The organism is Ruegeria sp. BC2, assembly GCF_056539245.1.
In genome coordinates, this window is record NZ_JBQFUQ010000001.1 from 1,058,554 (window position 1) to 1,071,407 (window position 12,854).

The 12,854-nt window shown below is 60.2% G+C and carries 14 protein-coding genes; all 14 read left to right on the forward strand.

From position 1 onward, the window contains the following. The 14 genes from ACR0CU_RS05175 (at window position 1) to lpxA (ending at window position 12,854) form a co-directional block, all read left to right on the forward strand. Window positions 1-705, forward strand: a complete 705-nt coding sequence (locus ACR0CU_RS05175; RefSeq protein WP_093962001.1) for a DUF1326 domain-containing protein — start codon at window positions 1-3, stop codon at window positions 703-705. Further along, window positions 705-1,232, forward strand: a complete 528-nt coding sequence (locus tag ACR0CU_RS05180; RefSeq protein WP_170523829.1) for a DinB family protein — start codon at window positions 705-707, stop codon at window positions 1,230-1,232. The genes ACR0CU_RS05175 and ACR0CU_RS05180 overlap by 1 nt, the downstream gene beginning before the upstream one ends. After that, the gene (locus tag ACR0CU_RS05185; protein ID WP_170523826.1) at window positions 1,233-2,336 is read left to right on the forward strand and encodes a dimethylsulfoniopropionate demethylase; all 1,104 of its coding nucleotides are present in this window, start codon (window positions 1,233-1,235) and stop codon (window positions 2,334-2,336) included. 88 nt (window positions 2,337-2,424) lie between these two features. Next, complete coding sequence (acuI, locus tag ACR0CU_RS05190) at window positions 2,425-3,420, forward strand: acryloyl-CoA reductase (RefSeq protein ID WP_170338698.1); 996 nt, start codon at window positions 2,425-2,427, stop codon at window positions 3,418-3,420. Window positions 3,421-3,603: 183 nt separating this feature from the next. Then, window positions 3,604-4,167, forward strand: coding sequence for a ribosome recycling factor (gene frr, locus ACR0CU_RS05195; RefSeq protein WP_170338696.1), 564 nt, complete (start codon window positions 3,604-3,606; stop codon window positions 4,165-4,167). A 9-nt stretch (window positions 4,168-4,176) separates the two neighbouring features. Further along, window positions 4,177-4,908 (forward strand): polyprenyl diphosphate synthase, encoded by a 732-nt coding sequence (gene uppS, locus ACR0CU_RS05200; protein ID WP_170339273.1) that lies wholly within the window; start codon window positions 4,177-4,179, stop codon window positions 4,906-4,908. After that, on the forward strand, window positions 4,905-5,687 hold the full coding sequence (locus ACR0CU_RS05205; RefSeq protein WP_170338692.1) for a phosphatidate cytidylyltransferase: 783 nt from the start codon (window positions 4,905-4,907) through the stop codon (window positions 5,685-5,687). Before uppS ends, ACR0CU_RS05205 begins: the two co-directional genes overlap by 4 nt. After that, window positions 5,687-6,859, forward strand: coding sequence for a 1-deoxy-D-xylulose-5-phosphate reductoisomerase (gene dxr / locus ACR0CU_RS05210; protein ID WP_170445838.1), 1,173 nt, complete (start codon window positions 5,687-5,689; stop codon window positions 6,857-6,859). The genes ACR0CU_RS05205 and dxr overlap by 1 nt, the downstream gene beginning before the upstream one ends. Before the next feature lie 4 nt (window positions 6,860-6,863). Then, window positions 6,864-8,216 (forward strand): RIP metalloprotease RseP, encoded by a 1,353-nt coding sequence (rseP, locus tag ACR0CU_RS05215; protein WP_170340055.1) that lies wholly within the window; start codon window positions 6,864-6,866, stop codon window positions 8,214-8,216. A gap of 103 nt (window positions 8,217-8,319) precedes the next feature. Then, window positions 8,320-8,448: a hypothetical protein gene (locus ACR0CU_RS05220; RefSeq protein ID WP_254920122.1), complete on the forward strand. Its 129-nt coding sequence runs from the start codon at window positions 8,320-8,322 to the stop codon at window positions 8,446-8,448. 127 nt (window positions 8,449-8,575) lie between these two features. Next, complete coding sequence (gene bamA / locus ACR0CU_RS05225; protein ID WP_170371099.1) at window positions 8,576-10,936, forward strand: outer membrane protein assembly factor BamA; 2,361 nt, start codon at window positions 8,576-8,578, stop codon at window positions 10,934-10,936. 5 nt (window positions 10,937-10,941) lie between these two features. Beyond that, complete coding sequence (locus ACR0CU_RS05230; RefSeq protein ID WP_170445841.1) at window positions 10,942-11,526, forward strand: OmpH/Skp family outer membrane protein; 585 nt, start codon at window positions 10,942-10,944, stop codon at window positions 11,524-11,526. 72 nt (window positions 11,527-11,598) lie between these two features. Then, a complete protein-coding gene (gene fabZ / locus ACR0CU_RS05235) occupies window positions 11,599-12,072 on the forward strand; it encodes a 3-hydroxyacyl-ACP dehydratase FabZ (RefSeq protein WP_170339263.1) in 474 nt (157 codons plus the stop codon). After that, window positions 12,069-12,854, forward strand: coding sequence for an acyl-ACP--UDP-N-acetylglucosamine O-acyltransferase (gene lpxA / locus ACR0CU_RS05240; protein WP_170445844.1), 786 nt, complete (start codon window positions 12,069-12,071; stop codon window positions 12,852-12,854). Before fabZ ends, lpxA begins: the two co-directional genes overlap by 4 nt.

Below are 12,854 nucleotides of genomic sequence, written 5' to 3' on the forward strand. Positions count from 1 at the left end.
ATGGCAAAAAACAGAAAACCCGATGCCGACAAGCTGCCGGTCAGTCAGCGAATTGATAGCCGGATGCCCAATCCCAAGCGGCGCGAGATGAGCCCGACGGACTGGGCCATCAAGGGTGAGCTTATCCTGAACTGCTCCTGCGACGTGTTCTGCCCCTGCGTGGTTTCGCTGGGGGCGCACCCTCCGACCGAAGGGCATTGTCATGCCTGGATGGGCGTGATCATCGACGAGGGACACTATGAAGGTGAGGACCTGTCGGGTCTGAACGTTGGTCTGCTGGTCGATATTCCGGGCCGGATGGGCGAAGGCCAGTGGAAGGTCGCCGCGTACGTGGATGAGCGCGCAAGTGGCAAGGCGTACAACGGTCTGCTGCAGATTTTCAGCGGGCAGGCCGGTGGCACCACTGGGCTGTTCACGATGCTGGTGAGTGAAATCATCGGGGCCGAGCGTGCTCCGGTGCAGATCGAGCGCGACGGCAACAAACGCCGCATCGTCATCGGCCGCAAGATCCAGGGTGAGATCGAGATGCTGGCAGGCAAAGATCCCGAGCATCCGGTCATGGTGTCCAATTCCAAGTATTGGATGGGCCCGGACATCATCGTGGCGCGTGGCACCAAGTCGAAGGTGCGCGATTATGGTCGTGTCTGGGATTTCGGCGGCAAATCTGCCGAAATCTGCCCGATCGACTGGCACGGACCCAAGTGATGATCACCGGCGCCTATGCACAGCAGATGGCCCGCTATAACCGCTGGCAGAACAGCCAGTTGGCGGGCTTTCTTCAAGAGCTTTCGCCCGAGGAATTGACCCGGGAACGCGGCGCATTTTTCGGGTCGATCCTGGGGACTGCCAACCATCTGTTGTGGGGCGACTGGATTTGGGTGTCGCGGTTCGACAAAGGTCCGGGGCCTGAAAGCAATCCGCACCGCAAGGGCGGCGGTATACACGAGAGCGTCCACCTGAGTCCGGATCTAGCGCACTGGCTTCCACTGCGCGAGACCATCGATGCGCGGATCGATGCTTGGGTTGAAACTCTGGGCGACGAGCCAATCTCGGGTCCGTTCACCTGGTATTCCGCGGCAAAAGAAGAAGACATTACATTACCTTACGCTGTGTGTGTGATGCATTTTTTCAATCATCAAACGCATCACCGGGGACAAATCCACAAAATGCTGACCGAGGCCGGGTCTGGGGCCCCGGTCAGTGATCTCGTTTTCTTGCCCGAGGAGGTCTAAGTGCCACAGATTTCTTTGTCGCGCCGGCTGCGGCGCACGCCGTTCTCCGACGGGGTCGAGGCGGCCGGTGTCAAAGGTTATACCGTGTACAACCGGATGTTGCTGCCCACGGTATTTGAAAGCGTCGAGGCCGACTATCGGCATCTCAAAACCCACGTGCAGGTCTGGGACGTATCATGCGAGCGGCAGGTCGAACTGCGCGGTCCCGATGCGGCGCGGCTGATGCAGATGCTGACCCCGCGCGACCTGCGCGGCATGTTGCCGGGCCAGTGCTACTATGTGCCGATCGTGGACGAAACCGGGGGAATGCTGAACGATCCCGTGGCGGTGAAACTGGCGGATGACCGCTGGTGGATTTCGATCGCAGACAGTGATTTGCTGTTGTGGGTCAAAGGCTTGGCCAACGGATATCGACTGGATGTTCTGGTGGATGAGCCGGACGTGTCGCCCTTGGCGGTGCAGGGACCCAAGTCGGATGACCTGATGGCGCGGGTCTTTGGCGACCGGGTGCGTGATATCCGCTTCTTCAAGTTCGACATGTTCCAGTTCGAGGGGCGTGATCTGGCGATTGCGCGGTCGGGCTATTCCAAACAGGGCGGGTTCGAGATCTATGTCGAAGGCGGCGACGTCGGCATGCCCTTGTGGAATGCGCTTTTCGCCGCCGGAGAGGACCTGCAGGTTCGGGCGGGCTGCCCCAACCTGATCGAGCGGATCGAGGGCGGGTTGCTGTCTTACGGCAATGACATGACCGATGACAACACGCCCCATGAATGCGGGTTGGGCAAGTTCTGCAACACGCATACGGCCATTGGCTGCATCGGGCGGGATGCGCTGTTGCGGGTGGCCAAAGAGGGGCCGGTTCAGCAAATCCGTCCGATCGCGATCGAGGGCGACGCGGTGCCCCCCTGCGATCGGCCGTGGCCGATCTATGGCGGCGGCAAGCGTGTGGGCCAGGTGACCTCGGCTACCTGGTCGCCGGATTTTCAAACCAACGTGTCGATCGGTATGCTGCGGCTGAGCCATTGGGATCCGGGAACGCAGGTTGAAGTCGAAACGCCGTCTGGAATGCGGACTGCAATCGTGCAGGACAAGTTCTGGATTTGAGCCGGGAAGGGCGCGCGGGACGCGCCCGAGAAGCATATGGGCCAGATGACAGATCGGTTGGGCCACGGTCAATGAAAGGAATTGGAATATGTTCAACGCTTTGGTGATGGAAAAGGACGAGGAAAGCGGACTGGCCAGCCCGGTCATCAAGCAGATTTCGGAAGATGACTTGCCGCATGGTGAAGTGCGTGTGGCCGTCGAGTTCTCGACCGTCAACTACAAGGATGGTTTGTGCATGTCGCCCAAGGGCGGCGGTCTGGTCCGAAATTATCCGCATGTGCCCGGGATCGACTATGCTGGAACTGTCGAAGAATCCTCGGACGACCGGTACAAACCCGGCGACAAGGTCGTGCTGACCGGTTGGCGCGTGGGTGAGGCGCATTGGGGCGGATACGCCCAGAAGGCCAGCGCGCTGGCCGACTGGCTCGTCCCTCTGCCCGAGGGGTTGAGCACGCGCCAGGCCATGGCCGTGGGAACTGCCGGTTTTACCGCGATGCTGGCGGTGATGGCGCTGGAAGATCACGGTCTGACGCCCGACCGCGGGCCGGTTCTGGTAACCGGTGCAGCCGGGGGCGTCGGCTCGGTCGCCACGGCGATTTTGGCCAATCTGGGATACGAAGTTGCGGCAGTGACCGGGCGGCCTGAAACCGAAGGCTATCTGAAGGCGCTTGGTGCGACGTCGATCGTGCCGCGTGACGAGTTGAACGAAACCACCAAACGTCCGCTGGAAAGCGAAACCTGGGCTGGCTGCGTTGATGCCGTAGGGGGCGCAATGCTGGCGCGCGTACTGGGTCAGATGAAGTATGGCGCCTCGGTGGCAGCGGTCGGTCTGGCCGGTGGCGCGGGCTTGCCGGCGACCGTCATTCCGTTCCTGCTGCGCGGAGTCAACCTGTTGGGTATCGACAGCGTGATGCAGCCGTTCGACAACCGACTGCGGGCCTGGCAGCGGGTGGCTTCGGATCTGCCGATGGACAAGCTGGAAGCGATGATTCAGCCGGCCACTCTGAATGATCTTCCGAAGCTGGGTGCCGACATCCTCAACGGTCAGGTCAAGGGACGCGTGGTCGTTGACCTGAACGCCTGAGCCTTAGTTTTTTCTGTGCCAGACCGGCCCGCCACAGGGTCGGTCTTTTTTGTTTGGGGGATCGGTTTTTTCGCGGAAACAACTCTGGTCATTGCCACATTTCCCGATCATGATTGCTATACATCCCAGGTGCGATGGCGTAAGAGCCATTCCAACATCACCTGAAGACGGGGAGTGAGCAGCATGTCTGACGATTTTGAACTGGACACCGATGATTTGAAACGCCGCATGGATGGCGCGATGGCCAACCTCAGAACCGAATTCGCGTCGCTGCGCACCGGGCGTGCGTCGGCTTCGATGCTCGAGCCGGTTATGGTGGATGCGTATGGGTCGATGACACCGATCAACCAGGTCGGCACTGTAAACGTTCCCGAGCCGCGCATGGTCACCGTGAATGTTTGGGACAAGTCTTTGGTCGGCAAAGTGGAAAAGGCGATCCGGGAAAGCGGACTGGGCATCAACCCGCAGCTGAACGGAACGATCATCATGCTGCCTATCCCCGAGCTGAACGAAGAGCGCCGCCGCGAGCTGGGCAAAGTGGCCGGGCAATACGCCGAACACGCCCGCGTTGCCATTCGCAACGTGCGCCGCGATGGCATGGATCAGATCAAGAAAGCCAAGGCCGACGGCCTGTCGGAAGACGATCAGAAGTTCTGGGAAACCGAGGTTCAGGAACTGACCGACCAGATGATCAAGGCCGTAGATGCGGCCCTTGAGGCCAAGCAGGCCGAAATCATGCAGGTTTGAGCGCAAGCCATGCCCGCTGATCCCCAAAACGAGCCCCCCTGTGGACCGCGTCACGTGGCCATCATCATGGATGGCAACGGTAGGTGGGCCCAGGCGCGCGGCCGGCCACGGCTGTACGGGCATCACGCCGGTGCCCGTCGGGTGCGCGAAGTGGTCGAAGCCTGCCCGGGGCTGGGGATCAAGTACCTGACGATTTTTGCCTTCTCGACGGAAAACTGGAAACGGACCCAGGTCGAGGTTGCCGGTTTGATGAGCCTGTTCAAGCGCTACATCATCAAGGAAACCCGAACACTGGCCCAAAACGGTATCCGTGTCCGATTCATCGGCGACAGGGTGCGGCTGGATGCCAAACTGATCGAGTTGATGGACACGCTGGAGCGCGAGACGGCCAACAATGACCTTGTCCACCTGACCGTCGCTCTCAATTATGGTGGTCGGGACGAAGTGGCCCGGGCAACTAAGCGGCTGGCGCGGGACGTTGCCGCAGGCAACCTGCGGCCAGAAGATGTCGACGAGGAAACGCTGCCCAGATATCTGGACACGCGCGTCCTGCCTGACCCCGATCTGGTCATTCGCACCAGTGGCGAGGCGCGGATATCGAATTTCCTTCTCTGGCAATCCGCTTACTCGGAATACGAATTCATCGACACGCTCTGGCCCGACTTCACCGCGGCCGAGCTGGAACGGCTGTGCAAGAGCTTCGGGTCGCGCGAACGCCGGTTCGGAGCAGTTCCGGCATGACGGACGGCCGATGGTCCGACCTCACCACCCGGGTGTTGTCTGCCCTGGTACTGGTCGCTATTGGAGCGGTCGAGGTTTGGCTGGGCGGACTATGGTTCGAGACATTTGTTGCCGCCGCGTGTGGTCTGATGACCTGGGAACTGGTTCGCATGATCGATTCCGATCGGATGGGCGTCGCGGTTCAGTTGGGAATCCTGACCGGCGTTGCTGTCATGCTCAGCTATCATGTTCCGCCGCTCTACAAACTGCCCTTTCTGATCGCGCCCGCACTGGTCGGGGCAGGGCAGGTCTCGCACTCGCGCGGGATCTACGTGCTGTTTGCCATGTGGATTGCCTGCGCGGGTTACGGGTTCATCCAGATCCGCGAGACGATGGGGTTTGGCTGGATGGTCTGGTTGATCCTGGTCGTCGTTGCCACGGACGTAGCTGGTTACTTTGTGGGAAAGACGTTCGGTGGCCCGAAGTTCTGGCCTCGCGTCAGCCCCAAGAAGACCTGGTCGGGCACGGCGGGCGGCTGGGTGGCAGCCGCGCTGGTGGGCGCAGCCGTTGCCGCGTATGCCGGGTTTGGCTACCGGTTTGTTTTGGTTTCGGTCCTGGCCTCGATGGCCAGCCAGGCCGGTGATATCGTGGAAAGCGCCGTCAAGCGGCGGTTCGGGGTCAAGGACAGCTCGAACCTGGTGCCGGGGCATGGCGGTTTTCTGGATCGATTTGACGGCATGATGGGTGCATCGCTGATGGTTCTGATCGCGTCGCTGGTCTATTCGCCCGGGGAAATCTGATGCGAAAGGTTTCGATATTCGGCGCGACCGGATCGATTGGCCAGAATACAATCGATCTGATTGCGCGGGCCCCTGAGGACTACAAGGTGGTCGCCGTCACCGGCGGGGCGAATGTTCGGCAACTGGCGCAGGACGCCCGCCGGTTGGGCGCCGAAGTGGCGGTAACCGCCTTTGACCAGCATCTGGACGATCTGCGCGATGCTTTGTCCGGCACCGGGATCGAGGCCGCCGCGGGCGCAACCGCGCTGATCGAAGCGGCCGCTCGCCCGGCAGACTGGGTCATGTCCGCCATTGTTGGCTCGGCCGGTTTGGCGCCGGGGCTTGAGGCGTTGAAGCAGGGCGCGACCCTGGCCTTGGCAAACAAGGAAACGCTGGTGTGTGCCGGCCCGCTTGTTCTGGAAACTGCGGAACGCCATGGCGCGCGTCTGCTGCCTGTCGACAGCGAGCATTCGGCGGTCTTTCAGGCGCTTGTGGGTGAAGACATGGATGCGGTTGAGCGCATCATCATCACTGCCAGCGGCGGCGCCTTTCGCGACTGGCCGGTCGAGAAGCTGGCCGGCGCTACGGTCGAGCAAGCTTCGAGCCACCCCAATTGGGACATGGGTCAGCGGATAACGATCGACAGCGCCTCGATGTTCAACAAGGCGCTGGAAGTAATCGAGACCAAAGAGTTTTTCGGGATCAATGCTGAACGGATCGAGGTTGTGGTTCACCCGGAATCCATCGTTCATGCTCTGGTCGGATTTCGCGATGGCGCAGTGATGGCGCATTTGGGAGCGCCTGATATGCGGCATGCGATCGGCTATGCGCTGCATTGGCCCGAAAGGCGCGACCTGCCGGTGCCGCGCCTGGACCTGGCCAAGTTGGGCCAGCTGCGTTTTCGTGATCCGGACCCGGCGCGTTACCCGGCCCTGCGGCTGGCCCGCGAGGTCATGCAGCGCGGTGGCCTGTCAGGCGCGATCTTCAACGCCGCCAAGGAGCGTGCGTTGGATCATTTCATCGGTCAACGCATCGGCTTTCTGGACATGACCGACGCCGTGGCCGCCGTTCTGGGCCGTTTCGACGATGCAGGCGGCCTTATTGATGCCCCTTTGACCCTTGATAACGTCCTGAAAACGGACCATCTGGCACGTCAATGGGTGGATGACGCCGTACTACGAAGAGCAGGATAGAATTTTGGACATACTCTCGCTGATTCCGCAATTTGGTGGGCTGGTCTATACGATTGCCGCATTCGTCGTGGCGCTGTCCGTCATCGTGGCGGTGCATGAATACGGGCATTACATCGTTGGCCGCTGGTCGGGGATCCATGCCGAGGTGTTCTCGTTGGGTTTTGGTCCGGTGCTTTGGAGCCGAATGGACAAACGCGGCACCAAATGGCAGATCGCTCTGCTGCCTTTTGGCGGTTACGTGAAATTCCTGGGCGATGCCAATGCGGCCTCGGGCAAGGACGCCGAGACGATGGCCGAAATCACCACGCAAAGCCCCGAGGAATTGCGTCGGACGATGCATGGCGCACCGCTTTGGGCGCGGACTGCCACGGTTGCAGCCGGGCCGGTCTTCAATTTCGTTCTGTCGATCCTTGTCTTCGGTTTGATCTTCTGGTCGCAAGGCGTGACCCGCGAGCCACTGACGGTCGGATCGCTGAAACCTCTGCCGGGCACCGTGCAGGAGCTTCAGGAGGGGGACGAAATCGTTGCGATCGCTGGCATCCCCACGCCTGATTTCGATCAGGAGGGGGCCTGGACCGAGTTTACCGAAGCGCTGCCGGTGCAGCCGGTTCTCGAATACACTGTCATCCGCGACGGCCAGACCCTCGACGTGTCGGCTCCGTGGCTGTTCCCGCCCTTGATCCAGCAGGTCGCCCCGCGCAGTGCTGCGATGGATATCCAGTTGCAGGCGGGCGACGTCATCACCTCGGTTGATGGCGACCCGATTTTTGCCTTCGAACAGCTCAAGGAAAAGGTCGAAAGCTCGGACGGAAAGGTGCTTCTGCTGGACGTCTGGCGCGACGGCGCCGAGTTGGAATTTGCACTGGCGCCGCGTCGCACGGATGAACCACAGGCGGACGGCGGCTTCAAAACCGAATGGCGGATTGGAATCGTCGGCGGCATGATGCTGGTCCCGGCGACCGAACCTGCGGGTCTAGTCGACTCGCTGCATGGCGGTGTCATCCAGACCGGCCGCATCATCGAGGGGTCGCTGTCCGGCATATGGCACATGGTCACCGGTGCGATCAGCACCTGCAACATGTCCGGACCCATTGGTATCGCGGAAACCTCGGGCGCGATGGCGAGCCAAGGGGCGCAGAGCTTCATCTTCTTCATCGCGGTTCTGTCCACTGCTGTAGGCTTGCTGAACCTGTTCCCAATCCCGGCATTGGACGGGGGGCACCTTGTTTTCTACGCCTACGAAGCAGTCGCGGGGAAACCGCCCAGCGACCGAGCTTTGCAACTGTTGATGGCGGTGGGCATCACGTTAATTCTCAGCCTCATGATCTTCTCGGTAAGCAACGACCTGTTCTGCTGATTGTGGCGGCATTGACGCGTTGCGGTCGCAAAATTGCCTCAATTCAAACCTAGTTTGTTTGGGGTAATCCTGCCGAGACATGCAATTAAGCGGGCTGTAACCAATGACCAAGGCATTGCGAAATTCCTATCGGGGCTTCAGCTTCCTGTTCGTATTGAACTGGGACGCGTTGCTGAGCTTTGGGCTGACCGCTTTGGCACTGGCAGGCGCCGCATATCTGGCCGGTATGTGATTCCCCATACCCAGCTGAACGACCCGAGCGCGACCGATCCGGTCGCGTTTTTCGTTTGTGCTTTTGACAAGGCCCATCAGAGCGGCTACTCAACTTCTAAAGTCCGAAATTCTAGGTAGAGACAAAAATGGCTTACAGGAGAGGCGCGGGCACATCCTGCGGTACTGCGCAACCGCACGACAATATTTTGTGGCGGGCACTAACGATTTTTTTCCTCTTTGCGGCAATGAGTTTTACGGCGGTACCGCAAGCCGCCCAGGCCCAGACCTACACGATTTCGTCGTTCGATGTTCAGGGCAACCGTCGCATTGAGACGTCCACCATCATCGCCCGGACAGGAATCACACCCGGTCAGACAGTCACTGCGGGCCAGTTGAATGACGCCTACCAGCGTTTGCTTGACAGTGGTGTTTTTGAGACAGTCGAATTGACCCCGCGCGGGAACACTCTGGTGATCGAGGTCGCCGAGTATCCGACGATCAACAAGATCAGCATCGAGGGCAATCGCCGCGTAAAGGATGACGTGTTGATCCAGGCAATCTCGTCGCAGCCGCGCCGGGTGTTCACGCCGCAGGTCGCAGAGTCCGACGCTGACAAGATCGCCGAAATCTACTCGGCGCAAGGGCGTGTGTCGGCCACTGTCATTCCGCGGATCATCCGCCGCAGCGACAACCGGGTGGACCTGGTTTTTGAAGTGGCAGAAGGCACCACGATTGAGATCGAGCGCGTCAGCTTTGTAGGAAACCGCGCCTATTCCGACCGTCGTCTGCGCCGTGTGCTTGAATCCAAGCAGGCCAACATCCTGCGCACCTTCCTGCGCGGTGACACGTTCATTGCCGACCGCATCGAGTTCGACAAACAGGTTCTGCGTGATTTCTACCTGTCGCGCGGCTATGTCGATTTTCGGATCAACAGCGCCAATGTCGAGTTCACGCGGGAGCGCGACGCCTTCTATCTGGTGATGAACATCACCGAAGGTCAGAAATTCTCGTTCGGCAACATCTCGACGGTCAGCGAAATCCCGGGCGTTGATGCGGCCGAGTATCAGAAGGCCCTCAAGATCAAACCTGGTGTCACGTATTCACCAACTCTGATTGAGAATTCGATCGCTCGGCAGGAACGTCTTGGCCTGAAGCAGGGCGTCGACTTCCTGCGCGTTGAGCCGCGCGTGACCCGAAACGACCGTGACCTGACGCTGGATGTTCAGTTCGTGCTCACCAGAGGCCCGCGCATTTTCGTCGAACGGATCGACATCGAGGGCAACACGACCACTCTGGACCGGGTCATCCGGCGCCAGTTCGACACGGTCGAGGGTGACCCCTTCAACCCGCGCGAAATCCGGCAGAGCGCCGAACGTATCCGGGCCTTGGGTTTCTTCTCGGTCGCGGATGTGGAAACTCGCGAAGGGTCCAGCCCCAGCCAGGTGATCGTGGACGTGGATGTCCAGGAGCAACCGACCGGTTCACTGGCGTTGGGCGGTAGCTACTCGGTTTCCGACGGTTTCGGGATCGCCATCCGGCTTGAGGAACGGAACTTCCTCGGGCGCGGACAGGAATTTGGCCTGACGCTGTCGACTGCGCAGGACTCTGAGCAGTACGTCATCAACTTTGCCGAACCGTACCTGTTGGGCCGGAAACTGCGTTTCGATCTGGGCTTTGGCCTTTCAAGGACCAATTCCAGCTTTGCCAGCTATGACACCAAGAGCGTGTTCATCAATCCGCAGCTCAGCTATGCGATTGGCGAACTGTCCTCGTTGCGGCTGCGTTACAACTGGAACAAGTCCGAGATGTCGCAGCAGGATGACGAGGTCAACGGGGCAGTCATCGCGTCGGAAATCGCGCAAGGCAAGCGTTCGACAAGCTCGCTGGGGCTGGCCTATGTCTATGACAGCCGGCTGGGCGGCCTGAACCCGAATGCAGGTGTTCTGTTCGAGGTCGGCGTGGACGCGGCTGGCCTTGGTGGCGACAACAAGTACTTCAAGACCTCGACCCGGGCGATTGCCCAGACAAAGGTTCTGAACGAGGAAATGACGCTGCGTGCGTCCTTCGAGGCCGGCGCGCTCCATTGGCAAGGTGACGACTTCAGTCGGGCAATTGACCGTTATGTTCTGGGTCCGACAACGTTCCGCGGCTTCGAGCCGGCCGGTATCGGCCCTCGTGACCTGTCGAACGGGCAGGATGATGCGATCGGCGGCAACTACTACTGGGTCGCCCGGTTCGAGTCGGACTTCCCGTTGGGTCTGCCCGAGGAACTGGGGCTGCGCGGCGGTGTCTTCTATGACATCGGCAACCTGTACAACATCAACAATGTTGATACGACAGGTGCCAATATCGTCGGCGCAGACGGCTCGATCCGTCAGGTCATCGGCGTCTCGCTGCTATGGGATACGCCGTTCGGTCCGCTGCGGTTCAACTTCTCGCAGGCCGTGAAGAAGGAAGACTTCGACAAAGAGCAGAACTTCGACTTTACTATTCAGGCACGGTTCTGACGTCCATGATCAAGACGATATCGAAGTTTGTACAGGGCCCGTTGCGGGCCCTGTGTGTTTTGATCTTCCTGGTGGTGTCGCTCCCAGTGGCCGCCCAGCAGTTGGGTGTACCGCAATCCGGCGTGCTGACCATCTCAAGCGACCGGATCTTTACCGAGTCAGCATTCGGGCGACGGGTTTTTGATGAGATCGAAGCAGAAAGTGCTGCGCTGGCCGCTGAAAATGAACGCATCGTTGCCGAGCTGAGCCGCGAGGAAAAAGAGCTGACGCAAAAGCGCGAAGTCCTGAGCCCCGAGGAGTTCCGCCCGCTTGCAGAAGCCTTCGACCGAAAGGTCCAGTCTCACCGCGAGGGGCAACGCGCGAAACTGGATGCTCTGGCCCGCCGCAGTGACGAGGCACGCAACCAGTTCTTTGAGATGGCGCAGCCCGTGCTCATCGACCTGCTGCGTGAAACTGGCGCGTCGCTGATCATCGAACGATCCAACGTGTTTCTCAGCTCGGACGCCTCGGATGTTACGGCCATCGCCATCCGCAAGATCGACGCGGCCATCGGCGACGGATCGCAGCTGGAAGAGGGCGACAAGCCATAGCGTGGCTTGCCCTTGGGTACGGGTATTGCTAACCACGCGTGAACGAGACCTCGAGAACAGGACATCCTGAAAATGACCACGGAAACCAAGAGCGCCGACATTCAGCTGATCCAGCGGATCCTGCCGCATCGCTATCCGTTCCTGCTGGTTGACAAGGTGGAAGAGATTGACGGCTATCAGTCGGCGGTTGGTATCAAGAACGTCACCATGAACGAGCCACATTTCCAGGGCCATTTCCCCGGAACGCCGATCATGCCCGGCGTGACCATCGTCGAGGCGATGGCGCAAACCGCAGGTGTTATGCTGGGCGTCGGCATGGATGTCATCGACAGCGAGCTGCTGATCTATTTCATGAATATCGACAAGTGCAAATTCCGCCGCAAAGTGGTGCCGGGTGACGTGCTGAAAATGCATGTCGAAACCGTGCGCGGCAAGAAGGGCGGCAAGATCTTCAAGTTCAGCGGCCGTGCGACCGTGGACGGTGAAGTGGCGGCCGAGGCCGAGTTCTCGGCCTATGTCGATTGGGATATGGAAAAAACAGCATGAACCGAATTCATCCCAGCGCGATCATCGAAGACGGCGCTCAGATCGGCCAGGGCTGCGTAGTCGGCCCGTTCTGCCATGTGGGGCCACAGGTGCGTTTGGGCGACCGAGTCGAGCTGAAGTCGCATGTGGTTGTCACCGGGGATACCTCGATCGGTGACGACTGCGTCATCTTCAACTTTTCGGTGATTGGTGAAATCCCGCAGGACCTCAAGTTCGGGGGCGAAAACACGCGGCTGGAAATTGGCAAGCGAAACCGCATCCGGGAACACGTTACGGTAAATACCGGCACCGAGGGTGGCGGCGGCGTCACTCGCATCGGCGATGACTGCCTGCTGATGGCCGGGGTCCATGTGGCCCATGACGTACAGATCGGCAACCGGGTGATCATGGTGAACCATTCCGGCGCCGCCGGCCACTGCATCATCGAGGATGACGTGATCATCGGCGGCATTTCCGGTTTGCATCAATGGGTGCGCGTGGGCCGCGGCGCCATCATCGGTGCGCTGACCATGGTGCCCAACGATGTCATCCCTTACGGCCTGGTTCAGGCCTCGCGTGGCGAATTGGAGGGGCTGAACCTTGTCGGCCTGAAACGCCGTGGCGTTTCCCGGGCGGACATTTCGGCGCTGCGTGCGGCCTTTCGCGAGCTGTCCGAAGGCGAGGGCACCTTCATGGACCGCGCCAAGCGGCTGGGCGACAGCACCGACAGCGACTATGTGCGTCAGATCGTGGAATTCGTGACGGGCGAAAGCGATCGTTCGTTCCTGACACCAAGGAAATAA

Excerpts from the sequence above, each read along its gene's own strand:
- ACR0CU_RS05175 (WP_093962001.1), top strand. The coding sequence starts at position 1 with ATGGCAAAAAACAGAAAACCCGATGCCGACAAGCTGCCGGTCAGTCAG.
- ACR0CU_RS05180 (WP_170523829.1), top strand. The coding sequence starts at position 705 with ATGATCACCGGCGCCTATGCACAGCAGATGGCCCGCTATAACCGCTGG.
- acuI (WP_170338698.1), top strand. The coding sequence starts at position 2,425 with ATGTTCAACGCTTTGGTGATGGAAAAGGACGAGGAAAGCGGACTGGCC.
- frr (WP_170338696.1), top strand. The coding sequence starts at position 3,604 with ATGTCTGACGATTTTGAACTGGACACCGATGATTTGAAACGCCGCATG.
- uppS (WP_170339273.1), top strand. The coding sequence starts at position 4,177 with ATGCCCGCTGATCCCCAAAACGAGCCCCCCTGTGGACCGCGTCACGTG.
- ACR0CU_RS05205 (WP_170338692.1), top strand. The coding sequence starts at position 4,905 with ATGACGGACGGCCGATGGTCCGACCTCACCACCCGGGTGTTGTCTGCC.
- dxr (WP_170445838.1), top strand. The coding sequence starts at position 5,687 with ATGCGAAAGGTTTCGATATTCGGCGCGACCGGATCGATTGGCCAGAAT.
- ACR0CU_RS05220 (WP_254920122.1), top strand. The coding sequence starts at position 8,320 with ATGACCAAGGCATTGCGAAATTCCTATCGGGGCTTCAGCTTCCTGTTC.
- bamA (WP_170371099.1), top strand. The coding sequence starts at position 8,576 with ATGGCTTACAGGAGAGGCGCGGGCACATCCTGCGGTACTGCGCAACCG.
- ACR0CU_RS05230 (WP_170445841.1), top strand. The coding sequence starts at position 10,942 with ATGATCAAGACGATATCGAAGTTTGTACAGGGCCCGTTGCGGGCCCTG.
- fabZ (WP_170339263.1), top strand. The coding sequence starts at position 11,599 with ATGACCACGGAAACCAAGAGCGCCGACATTCAGCTGATCCAGCGGATC.
- lpxA (WP_170445844.1), top strand. The coding sequence starts at position 12,069 with ATGAACCGAATTCATCCCAGCGCGATCATCGAAGACGGCGCTCAGATC.